Source organism: Vibrio sp. RW (assembly GCF_027587105.1).
In the GTDB taxonomy this organism is placed as follows: Bacteria; Pseudomonadota; Gammaproteobacteria; order Enterobacterales; family Vibrionaceae; genus Vibrio; species Vibrio toranzoniae.
In genome coordinates this window covers 171,226-192,301 of record NZ_JAPPTM010000005.1, presented here as the reverse complement: position 1 = coordinate 192,301, position 21,076 = coordinate 171,226, and the positions used below count along the sequence as shown (strand labels likewise).

The 21,076-nt window shown below is 43.6% G+C and carries 21 protein-coding genes; 3 read left to right on the top strand and 18 right to left on the bottom strand.

The window, feature by feature from the left end; all coding sequences use genetic code 11:
- Positions 1–23 precede the first annotated feature (23 nt).
- Both OCT63_RS06670 and OCT63_RS06665 read right to left on the bottom strand, forming a co-directional pair.
- Complete coding sequence (locus OCT63_RS06670; protein WP_420031207.1) at positions 24–1,124, bottom strand: TRAP transporter substrate-binding protein; 1,101 nt, start codon at positions 1,122–1,124, stop codon at positions 24–26.
- 509 nt (positions 1,125–1,633) lie between these two features.
- Positions 1,634–2,026 (bottom strand): MarR family transcriptional regulator, encoded by a 393-nt coding sequence (locus tag OCT63_RS06665; protein WP_161685843.1) that lies wholly within the window; start codon positions 2,024–2,026, stop codon positions 1,634–1,636.
- 220 nt (positions 2,027–2,246) lie between these two features.
- On the opposite strand from OCT63_RS06665, the gene OCT63_RS06660 reads away from it, so the two are divergent.
- A complete protein-coding gene (locus OCT63_RS06660; RefSeq protein WP_161685845.1) occupies positions 2,247–3,047 on the top strand; it encodes a DUF2982 domain-containing protein in 801 nt (266 codons plus the stop codon).
- Positions 3,048–3,166: 119 nt separating this feature from the next.
- Here the strand turns inward: OCT63_RS06660 and OCT63_RS06655 are convergent, their stop codons facing one another.
- The 15 genes from OCT63_RS06655 to nrfB all read right to left on the bottom strand — a co-directional run bounded on the left by OCT63_RS06655 (position 3,167) and on the right by nrfB (position 17,907).
- Positions 3,167–3,820 carry an MBL fold metallo-hydrolase gene (locus OCT63_RS06655; protein WP_161685847.1) on the bottom strand — a complete coding sequence of 218 codons (654 nt, stop codon included), beginning with the start codon at positions 3,818–3,820 and terminating at the stop codon, positions 3,167–3,169.
- A gap of 100 nt (positions 3,821–3,920) precedes the next feature.
- Positions 3,921–4,469 (bottom strand): YcbK family protein, encoded by a 549-nt coding sequence (locus OCT63_RS06650; protein WP_269983410.1) that lies wholly within the window; start codon positions 4,467–4,469, stop codon positions 3,921–3,923.
- Positions 4,470–4,668: 199 nt separating this feature from the next.
- Positions 4,669–6,207: a L,D-transpeptidase family protein gene (locus OCT63_RS06645; RefSeq protein WP_060467497.1), complete on the bottom strand. Its 1,539-nt coding sequence runs from the start codon at positions 6,205–6,207 to the stop codon at positions 4,669–4,671.
- 80 nt (positions 6,208–6,287) lie between these two features.
- Positions 6,288–7,367: a DUF1513 domain-containing protein gene (locus tag OCT63_RS06640; RefSeq protein ID WP_161685851.1), complete on the bottom strand. Its 1,080-nt coding sequence runs from the start codon at positions 7,365–7,367 to the stop codon at positions 6,288–6,290.
- Entirely contained in the window at positions 7,357–8,418 is a 1,062-nt protein-coding gene (locus tag OCT63_RS06635) for an imelysin family protein (protein ID WP_269983409.1), read from the bottom strand. Before OCT63_RS06635 ends, OCT63_RS06640 begins: the two co-directional genes overlap by 11 nt.
- Before the next feature lie 176 nt (positions 8,419–8,594).
- Positions 8,595–9,983, bottom strand: a complete 1,389-nt coding sequence (locus tag OCT63_RS06630; RefSeq protein WP_161685857.1) for a di-heme oxidoreductase family protein — start codon at positions 9,981–9,983, stop codon at positions 8,595–8,597.
- A 112-nt stretch (positions 9,984–10,095) separates the two neighbouring features.
- Positions 10,096–11,355: an imelysin family protein gene (locus OCT63_RS06625; RefSeq protein ID WP_161685859.1), complete on the bottom strand. Its 1,260-nt coding sequence runs from the start codon at positions 11,353–11,355 to the stop codon at positions 10,096–10,098.
- A gap of 176 nt (positions 11,356–11,531) precedes the next feature.
- Positions 11,532–12,128, bottom strand: a complete 597-nt coding sequence (locus tag OCT63_RS06620; protein ID WP_269983408.1) for a GTP cyclohydrolase II — start codon at positions 12,126–12,128, stop codon at positions 11,532–11,534.
- Positions 12,129–12,426: 298 nt separating this feature from the next.
- A complete protein-coding gene (locus OCT63_RS06615; protein WP_269983407.1) occupies positions 12,427–12,564 on the bottom strand; it encodes a hypothetical protein in 138 nt (45 codons plus the stop codon).
- An 89-nt stretch (positions 12,565–12,653) separates the two neighbouring features.
- Positions 12,654–13,094: a cytochrome c-type biogenesis protein gene (locus OCT63_RS06610; RefSeq protein WP_161685861.1), complete on the bottom strand. Its 441-nt coding sequence runs from the start codon at positions 13,092–13,094 to the stop codon at positions 12,654–12,656.
- A complete protein-coding gene (locus OCT63_RS06605) occupies positions 13,091–13,630 on the bottom strand; it encodes a DsbE family thiol:disulfide interchange protein (protein WP_161685863.1) in 540 nt (179 codons plus the stop codon). Before OCT63_RS06605 ends, OCT63_RS06610 begins: the two co-directional genes overlap by 4 nt.
- On the bottom strand, positions 13,611–15,527 hold the full coding sequence (locus OCT63_RS06600) for a heme lyase CcmF/NrfE family subunit (protein WP_269983406.1): 1,917 nt from the start codon (positions 15,525–15,527) through the stop codon (positions 13,611–13,613). The genes OCT63_RS06605 and OCT63_RS06600 overlap by 20 nt, the downstream gene beginning before the upstream one ends.
- A 128-nt stretch (positions 15,528–15,655) precedes the next feature.
- On the bottom strand, positions 15,656–16,630 hold the full coding sequence (gene nrfD, locus OCT63_RS06595) for a cytochrome c nitrite reductase subunit NrfD (protein WP_269983405.1): 975 nt from the start codon (positions 16,628–16,630) through the stop codon (positions 15,656–15,658).
- 2 nt (positions 16,631–16,632) lie between these two features.
- Positions 16,633–17,319 (bottom strand): cytochrome c nitrite reductase Fe-S protein, encoded by a 687-nt coding sequence (nrfC, locus tag OCT63_RS06590; protein ID WP_060467487.1) that lies wholly within the window; start codon positions 17,317–17,319, stop codon positions 16,633–16,635.
- Positions 17,320–17,322: 3 nt separating this feature from the next.
- Positions 17,323–17,907, bottom strand: coding sequence for a cytochrome c nitrite reductase pentaheme subunit (gene nrfB / locus OCT63_RS06585; RefSeq protein ID WP_060467486.1), 585 nt, complete (start codon positions 17,905–17,907; stop codon positions 17,323–17,325).
- 482 nt (positions 17,908–18,389) lie between these two features.
- Here nrfB and nrfA point away from each other — a divergent pair, with 482 nt between their 5' ends.
- Positions 18,390–19,820, top strand: a complete 1,431-nt coding sequence (gene nrfA / locus OCT63_RS06580) for an ammonia-forming nitrite reductase cytochrome c552 subunit (RefSeq protein WP_269983404.1) — start codon at positions 18,390–18,392, stop codon at positions 19,818–19,820.
- A 145-nt stretch (positions 19,821–19,965) separates the two neighbouring features.
- The gene (locus tag OCT63_RS06575; RefSeq protein WP_269983403.1) at positions 19,966–20,310 is read left to right on the top strand and encodes a rhodanese-like domain-containing protein; all 345 of its coding nucleotides are present in this window, start codon (positions 19,966–19,968) and stop codon (positions 20,308–20,310) included.
- A 67-nt stretch (positions 20,311–20,377) separates the two neighbouring features.
- On the opposite strand, the gene OCT63_RS06570 is transcribed toward OCT63_RS06575, so the two are convergent.
- Complete coding sequence (locus tag OCT63_RS06570; RefSeq protein WP_269983402.1) at positions 20,378–21,007, bottom strand: TPR domain-containing protein; 630 nt, start codon at positions 21,005–21,007, stop codon at positions 20,378–20,380.
- Positions 21,008–21,076: the final 69 nt, after the last annotated feature.

Below are 21,076 nucleotides of genomic sequence, written 5' to 3'. Positions count from 1 at the left end.
AGCTTTAGTTCAACAGCGGTCGATTATTTCGCTTGGCTATTAAGGTAAGCTCTGTGTGAAATATCCGTCCACGAGCGCACTTGCTCTAGGTAACTAGCTTGTGAAGCTTGAATTTCTTTTGCCAATGCATCTTTCTCAGCATGTGCAGCAAGTAGGCGATCGTTCGCTTCTTTCAATGCAGACATGACTTCTGGTGGGAAATCTTTCACTTGAACATCTGGGTATTCTGTCTTCATTGAAACCCAGTTCTTGCCACTTTCATGTGTAGCTTGCGTGTACATGTCGTAAGCCGCGGTGCGCATTGAAACACGTAAGATTTCTTGTAGGTCTTCAGGAAGCTTGTTCCAAGTGCGTTTGTTCACTAGGAATTGAAGCTCAGAACCCGGCTCATGCCAACCTGTGTAGTAGTACGGCGCGATCTTGTGAAAACCCATTCGTAAATCAAGTGATGGACCAACCCACTCTAACGCATCAATTGTGCGACGCTCTAGCGACGTGTAAAGCTCTCCTGGGGCAATATTGGTAGGTTTAGCGCCTAGCTCTGCTAGAATCTCACCGGCAAAGCCTGGGATCCGCATTTTCAAACCTTGTAGATCTTCGACACTGTTGATCTCTTTTTGAAACCAACCGCCCATTTGAACATCAGTATTACCGCCGGGAAATGACATCAAGTTGTGTGGAGAGTAAACCTGCTCCATCAACTCCATACCACCACCGTGATAGAACCACGCGTATTGCTCTGCAGGGGTCATACCAAAAGGCATAGAAGTGAAGTAAAGAGTATTTGGAACTTTACCTTTCCAGTAATAAGAGCCTGAGTGACCCATATCGTATTGACCAGACTTAACCATGTCAAAAACGCCAAGTGGTGCTTTGTGTTTGTTCGCTGAATCGATTCTGATTTGCAGTCGGCCATTCGACATTTTCTCAGCCATCGCAGCCATGTTCTTGGTCGCGTCACCGAATACAGGGAAGTTTGGTCCCCATGTTTCAGCAAGCTTCAAGCGATAAACCTTATCAGCAGCAGTTGCACCGGTAGCGACCAAAGCTAAACAAGCCGCTGCAGTTACTGCAACGTTTTTAAAAACTCGTGTGAGGGAGTTAGAAATGAGACTCATGTTCACGTCCTTTTGTTGGGTTAATACTCTTTCTTTGAGTATTTTTTGTGATTCAACATAAGAATGAATCTTGATGAGGCAACTAGATATCAGGGAGAGCACGCACCACGGACTCACACAAACTGCGTATTAGACCAAAGGATTACGTAGAACTACGTAGGAGATCATTGAGAGATGTCGATTTTAAAGGACTCACTTTATTCACGAGAAGAGTGCTTATTGATAAATACTTAAGTAGATCTATTGAGCCGAAATTAACAATTGATTCCCATTGCGTGATAAGAGTCAATTCGTTGCTACATTCTGGGGATATCAACCAGCAATTTATCACTACAGACGCCCTACTTTAATACTTACTAATAAAGCGCATGAACGTCAGACAAGGGAATCATTTTCGAAGAGCAAAAGGTGAGATGTGAAGCTGTAAAACTGAGTTTGGCACGATTCGTCAGATACAAAAAAGCCTCGATGATCGAGGCTTAAAAACTTAACGAAGCGAATATAATCCTAAGGGATTAGATAGCTTTGTAGATAACCTTGTTACCTGCTAGCTGTTCTTTCGCTACTAGGTTTTCTTCAAGAAGTTTTTTCAATGCGCCTGTTGCCCATGAAGCTGCTTTCGCGTCTTCTTGACCAGCTTTTAGACCGATACCTTTAGGGTTAATGCCATCAGCATTGCTAACAACGATATCTAGAACTTGTTGTTGCTTAGGAGTCAGTGCGACAGCGACGTCTTTAGTTGCTGCTACTGTTTTCTCTACCGCTGGTTTTGCTGCTACAGGTTTTTCTGCTACCACTTTCTCTGCGACAGGCTTCGCTGTTTTAGGCGTTGCCACTGCGTTTACTACAGCCGCTTTAATGCGTTTCTGCAGTTTAGCCTGCACCTTACGCTTATGAGCAAGTCTCATTGAATATTTCTCCAGTTCACTGCTCTTATCGCAGTGGTGAAAATTTGAAGCGCGATTTATACCAAAAAACAGGAACTATTTGTAGAGTGAAGCGTCGAAAGTCGACGAAAAATACCGATATTGTCTACTACAGTCTATTATTTAAACATCGACTTATCAATTCAGGGTCATATATACTGGTTATCCATCCAGACAAAAATATGAAAACTTGGTGTTGCCTATGGACACTCGTCACCTTACAAATTTCTCTTTACCTTCATTCACACGCTCGTACCGAATTATCGCTGTTACCTTGGGTTTCATTTGCTTAATCGTTGCTCTATACAGCGATAATGCAAAGCTACTAATCGTCGGCGCATTTTGTATTATTGTTCTTCTGGGGACTGGGTATTATTTAATGCTGCGAAGTAGAGTGATGCTTACACTCACTCCAACTCATTTTCAGCAACACTTTTATAAAGGTGGTTGGGTTTTACAATGGCGCAACATTCAAAAAATTGGCCTGTGTACTTATGAACAAGAAGGGTGGCACCAACCTTTACCTTGGGTCGGTATTAAGATTAAGGATTACTCGCCCTATCTTGACTCTATCTGCCCAAAGATCACTTGTGAGTTATTACTGAGCCAACGAGCACTTTTGTACCTAGGAGCTAAACAAGCGGGTAAAGAGTCAAACTTTGAGGATATAGTGCTCGACTCATCGCATTACCACACTCGCTGTACTGAAAATGGTTGTGTTGAACTGAGCCAATATAAAGAATCACAAAATACTGACGAAGTTAGCTTCATCGATAGCCAAACACAGACTAGCTCTGATTCATCCAATGAACCGAAGAATCAAAACACAGTCATTAAAAACTATTCTGGGTTACAGGCAATGCTTGCGAATAGGATGAAGTACCAAAGAAGTTTCCACGGTTATGATATTTTCATATCAACTCAAGATTTGGATATGAGTGGAGAAGAGTTTATTGGATTAGCTCGACGCTACTTGGCTGCCGCTGAGCGGCTTTCTGATTAAAGTGAACACGTTTGAGATTAAAACAAACACGTAATAAAAAAGCTTAGCTTTCAAAAAACTAAGCTTCCTTTTCAATCAATCGAACAGCACGAATAATCGACTCTCAATCAAAGACTTAATTAGTATAGAGGCATTTCATCCGCGACGAACGGGTTAGATGCGCGCTCACGACCAAATGTAGATTCAGGGCCATGACCTGGAACAAATGTTACGTCATTGCCTAACGGCCAAAGCTTAGTTTTGATTGAAGCAATCAGCGTGTTGAAATCCCCTTGAGGGAAATCAGTACGACCAATCGCACCGTTAAACAACACATCACCAACGAATGCTAGACGAGCTTGCTCACTGAACAGTACAACGTGGCCAGGTGTGTGGCCCGGAGTGTGGAACACATCGATAACTTGGTGACCAAAAGTCACTTTGTCACCCTCATCTAGCCAAGTATTTGGTTCAAAGGCTTTACACAGAGGGAAACCAAACATCTGACTTTGATTCTCTAGGCCTTGAAGCCAAAAATTATCTGCCTTGTGTGGACCAACAATATTCACCTTCAAGATCTCAGCAAGGGGTACAGTGCCGCCGACATGATCTAAGTGACCGTGCGTCAATACCAAGTTCACCACCTTAATACCTAGTTCTTCGATGATAGCCGCTAGTTGTTGAACATCACCGCCCGGATCGACGACGATGCCTTCCATGGTTTCATCACACCATACAATCGAGCAGTTTTGAGAAAAAGAGGTAACAGGTACAACTTGATACTTAAGAGACATATATAAACCTTAGAGGGCAAACTGAAATTTGGGCAAACTATGACATTGGATGTCTACTTTGACAAGTGTCTACCGTATCGCTCTTCCACTAAGCTTAGCTCTACCAGCTGCGTACTGGGCCAGTATCAATATGGATAAAGTTACTACGCGCATAATAACCCACACCACCTGCATTTAAGCTTTTAGCTACATCTCTCAACTCTTTCAAATCCACACCATCAATACGAAAATCGATCGCTTTGCCTAACATGTGGTAGCTCTTCTTCGCCACACCACTCGACTTAGAGCGTAACGCTTCATTCGTCGTTGGAGAGCGGTAGCCAGAAATAATTTGAACTTCTTCTTGAATACCTAAGACATTTTGAATCTGAGTTATTTGATCAAATAGATTCTTATCCATTGGATGAATCTCGTTTCGGCGGAAATCACGACATAATTTGCTTAGGCGAGCCATCTCATCACCAACATAATTAGTGCCATCGAAATAACAGGTCTCTAATCTCTCACCGGTGTGAAGGTTATTCATACTAATCGTTCTTGGTCGATCTGGGTACGAAGCAAAAGCAATAGAAGGAGTGATTGAAGCTATAACAGCAGTACCACCAGCGTAAGCCAAAAACTGACGGCGAGAAAATAAACTTTGAGACATACAGCAAGAAAACCCAATTACATCGAACAAAAAACGCACGATACATAATGAGAATTGCTGCGTCAACGTACAAAAACGCACCAAAAGGCCAGTAACTCTAACCTTTTAAACGTTAGTTATTGATACACATTATAATTTTATCAATAGAAACGACGTTGTCATTTTTTGGTCAATATCGCCTTTTCTAATCAGATTTGAATCAACCGCCCTCTTTGTCGTATTGATAGATGTCACTACGGTATTGGATCCCCTCCTCTTCAAACAACACGGTTTGATAGATGATATGTACCGGAATCCTCTTTCTGAGACGAACCTTAGTGTTAGGAGCAAGCTCATAGCTCTGATTGGGAACTTTTCTTACCTTAGTTGCAAACAACAACTTTGCTAGTTGTTCCGCATACTCGACACGTATACAGCCTGAGCTATAGGCACGGGAGTCACTATTGAACAGGCTTTTACTTGGCGTATCGTGCAAATAGATCGCTCGTTTATTAGGAGTATTAAATTTATACAAACCTAATGCATTACTCGATCCAGCCTGTTGACGCATGCGATATGGAAACGAGTTAAAATTGATGGTCTGCCAATCGATCTCTGTGGTATCGACCGTCTCCATAGTGCGCCAACCGTCAATCACTTGGAAGTTGTGCGTTTCTAGGTAGCTTTCATCCGCTTTTACCTTGGGCAGGATGTCTTTCACCATGATTTTCCATGGCACATTCCAAGTCGGGTTTAGGATGACCGAATCTAGGTTTATCTCTAAAAGTGGTGTTTTTCGCGACTTTCTGCCTACGACGACTTTGGACTCAAACACCTCTTCGCCACCCTCCCAATACTTCATATCAAAGCTAGGAACATTCACCACAATGAGAGAGTCTCTATTTCTTGGCCACAAGCGAACGCGTTCTGCATTTAAGGCTAACGCATTCAATCGATCATCGAAGCCCATGTTTATCCACTTGATCGTATTAGGCCCGATAATTCCATCGGCTGTCAGGCCATGCATGTGTTGAAACAACTTAACCGCGCTTTCTAAGTCGTGATCAAACTTGGGAAAATCGACAGCAATCATTGATGTGTCGACACCCACTAAAGCTATGCGCTCCACGAGAACGGTTTTGTTTGAAATCAAGTCCCCCAACCGTTTCAAACCCTTTTGTTTATATCGATCAATAGAGAGTTCAGAAGCAGTTTTTAGGACAGAGTAAGTCGCCTTAAATTGATCGAAGTTACCAACAGGAGGCGCGTAAGACAGCACCATTTCTAACAAATAATCATCGGCTACACTGCTTTTTAATCTCATAAGAATATGAGGGGAAGGCGCTGGCAGCTTAGAATGCAATTTACCTGAAAAGTACCACGCCTTACCGGCTAGTGGCGCGTTTTCAACGTAGCTTAAGTAATAGATAAAGGTGTCGGTGAGTAAGATGTCTAACTCTTGCCATTGACCTCGAGATTGATATTGACGGATTTGCTTAAGTTGTCGATCAAAAAGGGGGGCCATTTGCGCTTGCTCTAAAAGCGACAGCTGAAATTCAAACGCTTTAACAAGTTCAGGTGAATCCCAAAGAATAGGAAGAGAAGAGTCTTGATAAATACTTTGGGTGAGTTCTGGATAAATCAGCATAAAAGAGAGCTCTGAATCAGCCGGTATAAATCGACTCTCGTCAGAACTCGTATAGCTCCATGCATGCACAGAAACTAACGCCAACAATCCACAGAAGTATTTCGCGAACATGCTTCACTCCATTTCCTATCATCCAATAAGTATGGCAAAAAAATCGGAGTGAGCATGTTATTTTTACGAGGCGATATAAATCAGATAGAGCTCCAATGATTATCCCACTGGATGGGCGACTGCTGTGTCGACTTTTGATAAGGTGTACGTTGGCTAATCACATTACCCGCCCCAGAGCTAAGTCGAAACTCTCCATCAAGCAGCACTGCACCAGAAGCATCCGACAGCGCAGAGAGTTCTACTAATTCTTTCGTCTCTTTAGACCAAATACCGTAGCAATTCCCTCGTGGTGAGGTCGCAATAATCCAGTCATCTGACGCCGCAATGCTGGCGATGTAGTGATTGAACCTTGCCCATTGTTCTGGTTCTGCGTTCAGTGATTCAAACTGCCCGCCTTTAGTATGCATCGCCAAAAGCGAAGGATACTCATCTGGCTCACCACGATATTGCTGGCCACAAAGCACGGTTTCAGCACCATCATGGGCTAAGTGTCGAATGCTTAGCTTCTTGTCCAACAGCTCCACTTGCTCAAGTAGTACACCTTCAGGAGATACATAACTTAAGCTCGGTTGCATTGAATCCAAGTTTTTCGGTGTTCTGCCATCAGTATGAACACCACCAACGCCGATCGCGAGATTACCATCGGGCATGACGATCACTTCATGAGGGCCAATGCCAAAACCGGTGAACTCTGCGACCTTACGATACCCTTGCGCGACATCGTAAACGCCAATCACACCTTGGCTGCTGTCCGTTTTCCCTTCAGTGGCATACAGTAATTTGCCATCTAATGAGTAAACACCATGACCATAGAAGTGGCGGTTGTTACCTTTCACCACCATTTTGATCTGTTCGCCATTTTTGTAGTCAAACACCATAAAATAGTCACCAGGACGACGAGCAAACACCACAGCATGCGATGAGGTTGGGCAAATAGCGACGCCATGACCACGATCGGGGATCGGTAGTTGGTTCAATGGCATCCCATATTCGTCAGCCACAACCGCTGAATATTGGCCACGACCATTTAGCGCACAGCCAATCAACTGGGGATCATTCGATACACTCTTTCGAGTCGCACACCCAAATGGCAGTACTGGAACAGCTGCGCAACCCAGTGCAGCCTTGAGTAGCGTTCTTCGCGTATTATCAGTCACCATCGGTAGCATTAAACCCTATTACCACGCCAAGCTCTATCGCCACTTCTTCATGAATCAGGTACTTCAAGTGTTCTAGTTTGTTGTATTGAGTCAGCACATCTCGGTAGCCCTCTTTGCTCTGCAATAACTCGAACAAACTTGATTCTGTAGGCCAAGTATCTAGCGTTAGCGTAAATTGGTCAGCAACACGATCAGCAAGGTCGCTTAAGCCCTTCTCTCTCAATAAGCCGTCTAGGCCATTGCCATCAGCCAAATAAAGCTTTTGAAGTGCTGCTACATTGGCTTTTAGTTGAGTCATCGAGGTTTGTGCTCGCCATGATTCTGAGAAGTAGGGACGCGGATGACCGATTTTCGCCATCGGACGACTCAGTTTTTTCATGCTGTAATCAAGTTGGTTAGTCAATAAAGCGATGTATTCCGATTCCCAACGAGTCTCGTCTTGCGCTAACCAAGGGTTAACTTGCCAAGCTTCAGCAATAGAAGCCGATTTCATTGCCAAGTTTTGTGCGATAGCTTGTGAAGATAAACACCCTAGCGCTTTATCTTGAAGCAATGGAGACTGTTCGTCGTACAGAGACCACTCCAACGCGCCTAGCCCTTGAACGGTCACACTCTGCTGCGCGATTTCGTCTTGTGACCAAGCTTTATCTTGCTGAGTCAGCTGACGCATTTTTAAGCCTGTGGTGTTCTTTTTATCTGGCCAAAACTGAACATTCCAACTCTCTTCAAGTGCCGCTGTTGGGCCTCTTTCTTGGCCTTGCAGTGCCATCCAATTGTTCATCGTGAGCTGCCACTGATCTTTCAAAGCATCTAGCTCAACATTTTTGGTTTCACAGTAACCCTGCATCAAGACTTCTAGTTCACTGGCTTGCTTAGCAAATAGCAACGCTGAATCAAACTCTTGTTGATACACGCTACGACTGATATGAGCGGTCGTGTCTGCTTGATAAGAGACACCGTTAAACTCAGATGAAGCCGTTTGCTCACCCGATGATTGGCAGCCTGCCATGATTAATACCGACAAAGGCATTAACAAAAATTTATGTGTCATGCTGTTACCTTACTTCCTAGTTTTTCTTTTAATTATATGAGTTCAACAGATTTAAAAATTACCGCTGGCCTCGCATTCCTACAAGTTCAGTGGTGTATTCTTTAGGTTAACGTTTTCTTGGGGTTAGCTTGTTCTTTAAGTTAACTGGGCCGTTGAGCTACTGAATATCAGTCCGACTATAGCGAGTTCAAAAACGCCAGCAGTGCTTCACGCTCAGTCGCATTCAAAGACAAAACTTTTTGTTTCGCCATTTCAGCTTCGCCTCCGTGCCATAGGACCGCTTCCATAACGTTTCTTGCACGACCGTCATGAAGCAAGAAGGTGTGACCGTTCACTTCTTTGGTATAGCCTAATCCCCACAATGGCGTGGTGCGCCACTCTTGACCATTAGCAAGATACTCAGGGCGGTTGTCGGCTAAGCCTTCACCCATGTCGTGTAGCAACATGTCCGTGTATGGGCTAATTAACTGATTAGACAATGCAGGCAGATCTTCTCGCTCTGCGGTGCGGAATTCGGCTTGGTGACAGCTTTGACAGCCAACGTCTTTGAACAGTTTTTTACCTTGCACGACAGCTGGGTTATCTACGTTACGACGAATTGGAACCGCTAAGTGCTGCGAATAGAACTCAACGAAATCTAAGATGTTGTCGCTGACTTCTGGCTCGCCACCATTCGGAAAATCATCACAGGTTGATTGCGCTGAAGTGCAGTTTTCATTCGGGAATAAACGACTCGTTAGACCTAAGTCACCGTTAAATGCCGCTGCGTTTTGCTGCATTAGGTTTGGCTGTCCGGCTTTCCAACCGAAACGGCCGAGCGCCATGTCATTGGTTTGAACATCAAGAACATAGTTGGCTTTACCCGACACGCCCTGTTTGTCGGCCAACTGTTGCTCAGCAAACCCTAGAATTGTTTCTTTTGGAATGCTCTCAAGCAAGCCAAGGCCGATCATGGGCGGAGCAACTCGAGCTGAAAACTCAGTTTTTGGGTGCATCTCACCGAACGCAAGATCAGTAATTTTTAAAATGGGTTTACGTAGAGTAACGACAGTGCCGTCTTTGAATTCAACAGGAACATCGGTGTAACTGATGTTCACTTTACCCTCTGGTTTTACACCTTGAAGTGCGAAATCTTGTAGCTGACCGCCGTAAGTCGGTTCTGGAATACCACCATCGCGAATAAAGGCTTGTCTTTGCTCTGGCGTTTCAGACGGAATACTTAAACGAACCAACATGGATACTGCGTTCTCATCGCCTTTTTCTGGCGCGTGACCACGACCATCTTTGATGTGGCAGTTTTGACAGCCGTTAGTATTAAATAGTGGTCCTAATCCATCACGAGCATCCGTTGACGACGGCGCAGGAACCCAAGGGTTTCTAAAGAAGCTGTTACCCACGCTGAAATCCAAGCGTTTACTCATTGGTAGGTTGGCTGCGGGAAGGGAAAAAGCGTTCGCTCCCTCTTTTTTCACGGTCGTTTTACCACCAGAGTAGGTTTCATGGGCGTGTAATGGGGATACGAAAAACAGTGCGGTTAATAGTGAGGCTGAGAGATACGACTTCATACATTGCCTTGCTGTGTTTTTGATTTTAGTTTTTATTTGGGAGTGGCTTTCTTGAATAGCAAACAATTAAGGGCTCAATGAGAGCCCTTACATTAGTTTTAGACTCAGGTTCTTAGAACTCGTGATCAGCCGTGTCTGGGTTTAGGCTATCAATACCAATCACACCAGCAGCACGCTCAATTGCAGCGGTTTGAGACACTAGCGCCACAATAGTTTTGTTTACGAGTGCGTTACCTGCCGCGTTGTCAGCAGCAATTAGCTGGTCGAAGTGCTGGTTGTTTTTCTCTGCAGACGTTACTAATTCACCTACTTGTGCACGTGCTAGGTCAAACTGCTTTTGAATCTCTTTCGCAGCTTGCTCGTCTTTTTGCTCTACTAAGTCAAACAGGCTTGGACCTGAAAGTAGAGTGCCGTCTTCACGCTTGTATAGGCCCGTGTAAACGTTGTAGATGCCTTGCTCGTTGTAGTAGTGAGAGTTGTGCGTGTTATCAGAGAAACAATCGTGCTCGTCTTCAGTCGAGTTAGCTTCTAGTGCCACCTTCATACGCTCGCCCGCTAGCTCACCTAGAGACAGTGAACCCATGCCAAATAGCATTTTACGTAGGCCGTTCTCGCTAGATTCAGAAAGAAGCTCTTGACGGTAGTTGCCTTTCTCGCCTTCAGCCCACTGCTTTTCCATCCACTCTAGGTCTTGGATAAGTAGCTCAGCTGATGCTTTTAGGTATGCGCCACGACGGTCACAGTTACCATTAGTACACTCAGCGCCAACAACGAAGTCAGTGTAAGCACGCTCACCTGCACCGCTGTTAGTACCGTTTAAATCTTGGCCCCAAAGTAGGAATTCAATCGCGTGGTAGCCAGATGCTACGTTCGCTTCAGAACCGCCGATCTCGTTAAGGTCTGCGATTAGCTCAGGGGTGATGTTCGTTGCATCAACAGTCGTCTGACCAATTTGGAAAGTCTTGTTCGCAACGATGTTTGCGCTAGCGCCTTCGTTACCAAGCTCATATTGGTAATCAGAAGAAACGTAGTCGATAAGGCCTTCATCTAGTGGCCATGCGTTTAGTTGGCCTTCCCAATCATCAACAACAACGTTACCAAAGCGGAACACTTCAGATTGTTGGTAAGGAACACGAGACTCAAGCCAAGCTTGTTTGACTTGTTCGAAGTTGCCAGCAGAAGGAGAAGCTAAGAAGGTATCAATAGAAGAGTTCAACGCTTTTGCTGTAACTACTGAATCGGCAAATACTGCATGCGCGATATCTGCGTAATGTTCTACAACTTGATCTTGAGTTACTGCTGCGAAAGAAGAAGCAGAGGCAAAAATGAGTGACGAAGTTACGGCTTTTGTCACTAAAGATTTAATGGTCATGAAGCATCCTTGTTGAGCTTTAAATTATTATTCGTAGTAATAGTGCAAACCATTATCATTTACACTACGGATTAAAATAATACAAACTTACAATTTTATTGCAAGATAAATACAAAAAAACCTCACGAAGGTGAGGTCTTTAAACATTTTTGTGTTATACGCAACAAAGAGGCGAGTCAGATATCCAAATTATGTTTTCCGTGTGAGACTTTTGCCTTGAGGTAGCTTTCGTTACCCGACTTTATATGAGCAGAGGTCTTTACCACTTCTTCAATCTCAATACCAAAAGATCTAAGCTCATTGATCTTCTTAGGGTTATTGGTCAGCAAACGGATTTTAGTGGTACCTAAAGCTCGTAGCATTTCAGCCGCTTCTGTAAAATCACGCAAATCATCACCAAAGCCTAGGTGATTATTTGCTTCATACGTGTTCATTCCTTCACTTTGAAGACGGTAAGCATCAATTTTGTTATACAAACCAATACCGCGCCCTTCTTGGCGTAAATAAAGAATCACACCACCCGTTTCACCCATAATCCTTATGGTTTCGTCTAACTGCTCACCACAGTCACAACGAGATGAATGGAAAACATCACCAGTAAGACATTCAGAATGCATGCGAACAAGAGGTATGTCTTGTGTCTTATCTGCTGACCTAAATATCACAGCAACATGCTCTTTATCTGTTTTCAAACCATGAAAAGACAGAAGCTCAGCATCAATACTGCTTGTTACCCCTACTTTCAAATCTATTCTGGCACGCACTTCCGCCATAGCTATACTCACTTGAAAATTCGATGTATTTAACAACACTACATTATATATCTAGGCAATATTTTGTAGCGAACTATCTAATGATAGACACTATGAGGCTGTTAACAATTTTTTTCAAGATCGAACAGGCACAAATTGTTATGTTATAACAATAAATGTTCACATAAGAAAAAAAACCACATTGGCGTGACCAATATGGGTTATAAATAAGTCTACTTGTAGTGGTTGACTAAAACTGTAGTTATACCTTGACCGCTTATCAACCAACTTGTGTTTGCTTCCAGATGACTAATTGAACTCAGGCGTTTTGCAATTCGGTCAACTCTTCCGGGGTCAGAGTAGATACACTTGACTTGGCACTGTATTTTTCACCCCATTTATCTGCTTGGACATGGGTATGGAACTCTTTTTTTAGATTTGAGATTACGTTATCCACGAATACATCCTTATATAACAGTGCTTAGCCTTTATAATCTTTTAATGTTACAAAATACAGGTCAATTGGTAAACAATAATACATGACTTTTATGAGCTCTTTCTAACACTTTTTACTGATAGATATATAAACAATAGAAATAATAGACTGGGTAGTAGCCAAAGTAATAAGTTTGAAGCGTTCATTGCCGGCTTATAAAGTACAAATTCACCGAACCTTTCCGTCATATATTGAGTAATTTCACGATCACTCTCTCCAGCTTTTACCCTATTGAACACAACAAGACGTAAATCTTTTGCGATGGGAGAATTCGACTCAATAAGATTTTGATTCTGACATTGCGGACAACGTAGTCTTTTTGCCAAGGAAATAGCTCGCTGCTGCTGTTCTGAGTTGTCAAACTCAAACAGTTCAACTTGAATGCTTGTATTCTTATTATTGGTTGTAAACAGATCTCCTGCCATTCCCGGAAAGCTAATAGCAACAGTCGAAGAGAGTATAACCAGTATTCGCACCAAATATTTCATCATCCATTCGCACCATTAAAATACATGGCAAGCTCCTCTTTCCATATAGAGTCATTAATCACGCCCAATAACTTCTTAATAATTTGGCCATCGCCATCGACCAAGTACGTCTCAGGGGTCCCTATGACACCGAGCTCTAAAGCCAACTTCCCTTGAGGGTCACTGATCACTTTTGAGTATGGGTTACCGTCGTTGGATAGAACATTGAGCGCGGCGCCGGGGTTATCGCGATAATTGAGGCCAACAATTGGAATGCCTTTCTTTTGTAGTTCGAGTAAAAACGCGTGTTCTGTTTTACAAATACCACACCATGAAGCCCATACATTAACCAGTTGATAAGGGTACGGCGTGATATCAGCCAACGTAATGTACTGTTCACTACTCGCTAACGCAGTAGATATGAATTCTGGAAATGCCCTTTTTTGCTCCGACACAATCGTCGATTGCTGCTTATTATTGAGCGCAAAGGCAAAACCCAACACCACCATTAATGCCAAGATAATTAACGTGATGAGCTTGTTACGAACGCTGGTATGCATACTGTGCAGCCTTAACGGTTTTCTTTTTGCGATTGGTCAGTGAAAGCACAGCACCTAGAATTGAGAACAGCCCACCAAACCATATCCAACGAGCATACGCTTTGTACTGAACTCGAAATGCATAAGCGGTAGCATCAACTTTCTCACCCATGGTGATATACACATCGCCATGCCAGAACCACTTCATTGCAGGCTCGCTCATGTTCATCACTCGAACTTGGTAATGTCTTCTTTCAGGTGTAATGGAAAAACTTTTCTCGCCAGTATCTAGCTTAAGTATCGCCTTTTCAGCAGTAAAATTTGAGGCGACATAAAGCTCTGTATCTTCATGAGCAAGCGTCCAGTCCATAAACTCAACCTGTTCGCCTGGGCTCAATTTATAACTGCGTTCGAATGAGTGGTAACTGTTCATTGCAGCGCCTATGGCTAGAACGGCAATCCCAACATGAGCCAACATCATCACCCAGACTTTGCGTTGGAACTTGGAGCTTCGCGTCACCACTAAGCCATAAACATGAGTGAGTAAAACCCAAAATGCGAGTGACCATGTCATCAGAGCCATCACTTGGATCTTCTCTACTTGCCAAGCGTAACAGGCGAACCCGAGGCAAATAGATACTAAAGCGATCAGCATCATAACGCCTTTCGACGCTTGAGGCTTAATGCTCAACAAAGGGGCTAAGCCGACGACGGCTAACGCAAGCAAAGCCAAAGGTGCAATCAATAGATTAAAGTAAGGTGCACCGACCGAGATGTTTCCCAACCCGAGCAGTTCAAATACCATTGGATAAAATGTTCCGAACACCACGACAGCAGTCGCCAGAACAAAAATAAGCACCGCGACTAAGCTCAAAAAGCTTTTGCTGGCGAAGCTGGTAATCGGATTAGATTCAAAAGACTCTCCTCTGACGATAAGCAGAGAAAATGAACTCACCAGCACCAGAACTAATATAAGCAGCAGTGCGATCCCTTTGGTTGGGTCGACTGCAAAAGCGTGTACCGATGTGAGTACGCCAGAACGAACAATAAAGGTGCCTAATATACTCAAACAAAACGTAATGAAAGCGAGACTGAGAGACCATTTCAGTAACTGTTGTTTGCCCTTTGCAACGCCTAGGCTGTGCAGTAAAGCGGTCGAAGTAAGCCACGGCAACAAGCTCGCATTTTCAACCGGATCCCAGAACCACCAGCCGCCCCAACCTAATTCGTAATACGCCCACCAAGAGCCAAGAATGATCCCAGCGGTTAAAAAGATCCAAGCGACTAGACACCAACTGCGACAATGGGCAACCCAATCAAACTCAATAGGATCAACCAGCAAAGCGGCAACGGCAAATGCCAGCACCACAGAAAATCCGACATAGCCAAGGTAAAGTAATGGAGGGTGAAAGATCAGGCCGACATCTTGCAGCATTGGGTTAAGGTCACGCCCTTCAAGCGGTAAGGTCGAGTTCATCTCAAATGGGTTTGATGCAAGCAAAGTAAACCAAGCGAAGATTGCCAATAGTACGTTCATCACCCACAACACACGGCTTTGGTATTCATTCGAATAGTGTTTTTGTAAGGCAATAACACCCGACCAACAACTGATGGTCAGTACCCAAAATAACAACGAACCTTCATGACCAGCCCATACAGCTGCTAACTTAAAAAATGAGGATAATTGAGTATTTGAATGTTCAGCGACATAGAGGATAGAGAAGTCATCACTGACAAAGGCATAGCCAAGCAATGCGACAGAAGTGAGAGAAAACAATGCACTTGAAAGAGAGAAACTGCGGATTAAACTTATATTTTGCGTCCGTTTGTTTAGCATTTGATAAAACGAATGCACACCAATAATGCTACTGAGTACAGCAACCAACACTAAACTAAACAGCCCCAAAGAACCGACCATATCACCTCAATAAGGCTCCGCTAGAGCAGAGCCGATCTGAACACGCATCTCATGTTTACTAAAAGCATGTTCATTAATAAGCAGATGTCTAGTATCCAACATCTGCTCACTAATAAACTTGCGCGAAATTAAGCGAGCGTTAACTGCCCTGCATAAAGGACAAAAGTTCGCAGCATTAATACGCCCATTAGGCTTAGCGAAGTCACGGAGAAAATATACACCGAGCTATGGCGAATTGAAGTCGGCGTAACGGCATTCAGCAACAACGGTAAAATCATGCCCACACCGATGACGCCATACCAGAACCAACTTGCCCAGAAGCCACTGCCAATTGCGTTCCATACGGCTTGCTCACTTTGACCACCAGCGAAGATAAGCCCAGTAAAGAAAGTAATTAGAACAAACAATTCAAACATCACGACTGGACGTTCGAATCCGTGGATCCATGAAATAGTCGGGCTATGAGGTGATTCTTTAAAGACCAGCACACCAAATAAAATACACGCCGCCGCGCCCGAGGATAAGCTCGAGAATAAGAACAAAATCGGTAACACGGGGTTATTCAATAGTGGGAAGGTATTTAAAGCTGAAAGCAAGAATCCGGTATAAGCGGCAAGCATAAGAGCAAGAACCGCTAAGAATATTTCCAGAGCATTCTCAAACACTTCTAATTTGCCAATCCAGTTACCGACAAAGTCGAGTCGCCCTTTTAACCAGGTTTGGTCATTCAAGAACACGACGATTTGATCTCTAAATATAATGCCGATCCAAAGAAACAAGATCACCATATATACTTGGAATAAGATCACACCCATCGACATCACAGACGTTGGATTATAGAAGATCATGATCTTCCAAAATGACAATGGTTTTGTCAGGTGGAAAACCAAGATCAGCAGACCTGAAATGATCCCAAATGGCGCAAGAAAAGCGGTCGCCTTTAATACACCATTATGAGAAGGATCGCCTTCAATGACCTTACGCTTAAGGTAAATGGAAATCATGACGGCACCCGCCGACATCCCCGCCAGAAATAGATAGATGGCTATAATCCAGTCCCATACCACGGTACCAGACTGAAAAGCTGTGTCCCATGCACTCATAATCAAATCTCCCCTTTTTGGTGTGGCACTTTATAGAGTTTTGGCTGAGTACCTAGATAAGCTTTATCTCTGTAAACCACTTCCGATTGAAGCACCTGGTTTATCTCACTCTCAGGATCATTGAGATCGCCAAATACCAACGCATTGGTCGGGCAAGATTCGACACAAGCAGGCAACTTCCCTTGTGCAAGATTGGTATCACGACAGAAGTTACATTTATCTGCGGATTTATTCTCGGGATGGAAAAAGCGCACTTGATATGGACACGCTAATAAGCAGTAACCACAACCAACACACTTCTCTTTGTGCACATCAACAATGCCTGTCTTCTCATCTTTGTAGGCCGCCCCTGTTGGGCAAACCATCACACAAGGGGCATTATCACAATGTTGGCAAGAGTTACGAGTAAAACGGTAATCAACATTTGGATATTCGCCTTGAGGCTCGCTTTTAATAATTTCTAAGCGCGATACACCTTCGGGTACTTTGTTTACTTCACGACATGCTTCGGTACAGGCGGTACAACCAATACAAGCGGTTTCGTCATGAATCATTCCATAACGTTTAGTGCCATCTTCTTGAACATTGGCCAACGTCTTACGACTTGTTACCGCTGCCGTTCCCGCTACACCTGTGGTAAAAATAACAGCACCAGCGCCTGCTAAAAAGTTTCTTCTTGAGCAGCTCATAGATTACTCCTCTTCTTTCTTCTGGTTGAAGTCTGAATGGCAATCCACACACAGCTTGATGGTTTGCTTTTTATCTAAACCCAACACTTTCGCTTCAGTGGCATGAACGTCATGACAGTTTGAACAGGTTAAGTTTTGCGCGTGAACATCGTGAGTCCAATTCGCTTCACGAAGATCATCAGGCTTGTGACAATCAATACATTGGCTATTGGCATCTAGAATTAAGCTTGGTTCTAGGAAAACCTTTTCAGTTCCCGGTTGTGATTGAGCCTCGCGATACTTCACCACTTCAGGCGCACCTTCACGGTGATCGGGGCTAATTGAACTATGACAATCGGTACAATTTACTTCACGGCCAAGTAAAGCGTGTGCACTTTCACCATGTGAACCCAATACCGTTTCTTTTGAATCTTTATGGCATTGAACACACTTGTAGTCTTTGTCGCGTATTAATTCGACTTCATGTCTTGTTGATTCTCCTACTGGCGTAACAGCAGGCTCAGCAACAGCATGAATGGAATAACCATAGAGGCAGAATGCTAGAAGGGATTTAAGCATTATGACTATGGCCAATTTAATATTGCCCATTTTATCCTTTCCTTATACCGGCATTATTTAACTCTCAACTAAATAATATTCCGGTTAAACAAAAGTCCCCTTAAACGATATTATTACCGTTTAAATGATATCAATTCTTATTTTGGATAAGCCACAACGCTTTCTATTGTCAGAATATACCTCTAATTGGGTAATACGAAATTTCGATAGGTTAATCTGTGAACGTAATCACCCTATTTAAAGCATGGTCAATTTAGGTAATTGCTTGTCATATATGATAATAATTCTCAGTTAAATTCTAATCAACCTAACCATTCATACTACTTTAGAGTTATATAAACTTTAGCGTGATTAAGGTCACTGTCATTAATTGATCTAAAACAAGCAAACTCCCGACACGTAACAAAATATGTTGATTTATGAATTAATATAAACAGGAATTCTCCAGTTCTTAATTTGAATAGCAAACTCACAACGCTTGGTATAAAAATCAGTATATTGGAGATATCACTGTGAAAAAGCATTGGATACGTAATTCGGTCACAGCACTATTAATAGTTAGCGCATCACTAGCAAGCGCGACCAGTTTTGCTGCGTCTGAACAAAAAGAAATTGGCGATCCTCGTAACGACCAGTTCGAGCAAAACCACCCAGATCAATATCATTCATGGAGACAAACGTCAGAAAGCGAAACCATTGAAGATGCACTAAAAGAAGATCCCAACATGGTCATAATGTGGGCAGGCTACGGGTTCGCAAAAGATTACAACAAAGCCCGTGGTCACTTTTATGCGATTGACGATGTAAGACAAACACTTCGTACTGGCGGCCCTACTGACGAAAGTTCGGGCCCGATGCCAATGGCATGTTGGAGCTGTAAGAGCCCAGATGTAGCACGTGTTATCGAAGAGCGTGGCGAAGATGGTTATTTCGACGGTAAGTGGGCGCGTCTTGGCAACGAGATCATTAACCCTATTGGCTGTTCAGACTGTCACGATACCCAAAGCGAAGGCTTTAAAAATGGTGAGCCAGCACTGAAGGTGACTCGTCCTTACGTTGAACGTGCATTTGAAGCAATTGGTAAAAAGTTTGATGAGCAAAGCCGCTTAGACCAACAAGCGTCAGTTTGTGCCCAATGTCACGTGGAATATTACTTCACCGGTCCAACCAAAGGCGTGAAATTCCCTTGGGACCAAGGTACAACCGTCGGCGATATGGAACGTTACTATGATGCGATCAACTTTAAAGATTGGACGCATAAAGTATCGAAAGCGCCAATGCTGAAAGCACAGCACCCTGGTTTCGAAACATGGCGTGAAGGTATCCACGGCAAAAACAAAGTCGTTTGTGCAGACTGTCATATGCCTAAAGTCACCAAAGAAGATGGCACTGTTTATACCGACCACAAAGTGGGCAACCCATTCGACCGCTTCGAAGATACGTGTGCAAACTGTCACACTCAATCTAAAGAAACCATGCGTAACATCGTTTCAAGCCGTAAAGCGCAAGTTCTGAACATGAAGCTGACGGCTGAGAAACAAATTGTCGCCGCTCACTTTGAAGCGGGCGCAGCATGGGACGCAGGTGCGACAGAACAAGAGATGGAACCTATCCTACTGGATATACGTCACGCTCAATGGCGTTGGGACTACGCTATTGCATCTCACGGTATCCATATGCACGCTCCTGAAATCGCTTTAGAAGTGCTAGGTACTGCCGTTGACCGTGCAGCGGACGCTCGTACTAAGATTGTTCGTCTACTAGCTAAGAAAGGCATCACCGATCCAATCGAGATTCCAGATATCTCGACCAAAGAAGCCGCTCAAAAAGCGCTTGGAATGGACATGGATAAGATGAACGCCGAGAAACAACACTTCTTAGACACGGTTGTTCCTAAATGGGAAGGACAAGCTGAAAAGCGTGAAGCCAACTACGAATACTAGTTTCTTCAAATAGACCGTTAGGTAAAAACCAGTCACACTATTGTTGTGTGGCTGGTTTTTTGTTTTAAATATTCAGTTTTAGGTTTGAAGCATTCAAATCAATACCTACTTTCCAATGACCGTTTACTCATTCAAGGAGTCAACAATGAAGACCTTATTTTCGCTTTCAGCATTATGCATTGCACTACTCAGTTCAGACGTTAACGCATCAGACCGCGCAGAGACAGGGTGGGAGTTAATAGAGAAAGGTGCATTAGTCATTGATGTAAGAACACCTGCAGAGTTCGCACAAGGGCATCTAGACAACGCCATCAACTACCCTCTTTCAGAATTAGCGACTCACTTTGCTAACATTGAGAAAGACCAACCGATCGTTTTGTATTGCCGCAGTGGTAATCGCTCAGGACAAGCTTATCAGTTCTTGCGTGATCAAGGATTTACTCAAATCCATAACGCAGGTGGGTTAACTGAAATGCTCGAAAGCCAATAATAACAGAAGCGAACATTTTAAAATCAGTAGTTAAGTTAGAATCGCGAAGCATTTATCCAGACGTAGCTTAGCGGATCATTTGTTTAGCTTGGTTGATCGAATGGATAATTGACACACGATCAATGCCCTTTTGATTGGAGTCGAGAATTTGGGTCCACGCATCGATCGCTTGTTGATAGCGCATGCTAATGAAGTGATCGGTCGCCATCAACATTAATGCAGTCCTATCGTTTGGATCAAGCTGCATCGACTGATTTAATAACCTGTTGACCTCATCACTCATCACCTGAGAGCTAAGGTAATAAAGTGCAGTAGCTTTAGCGGCATAAATGCCAGAAGGTGCTTGAGGGTCTAATCGAATCGCGTAGTCGTAACAAGTGAACGCTGCATCAAACTCCCCTTTCTGCATATACACACCACCAAGCTTAAACCACAAATCGGATTGATTCGGGTCTTGCTCAAGGCTTTGCTGAAGCTCATCTTGGAAATCTGTTGCTGTGTAACTATTGCTATCATCCAAAGGAAGTTGAGGTAAGTCTTGTTTCAGTTGAGACCAAACAAGCATGCTCAGAGCCACGGCAGTAAGAGAAATCACCACATTACCTTTTAGATGACCGCTGTTTTTGTTTGCCGCAATGACGACCACAATCAAAAACAAGCTCATTAGTATCAACGCAACCAACAACCAGATGTCCATTCCACACTCCTCTTTTATTCCCCTCCACTCTATCGTTTTCACCTCACCACAATATTGATCAAGGTTTAG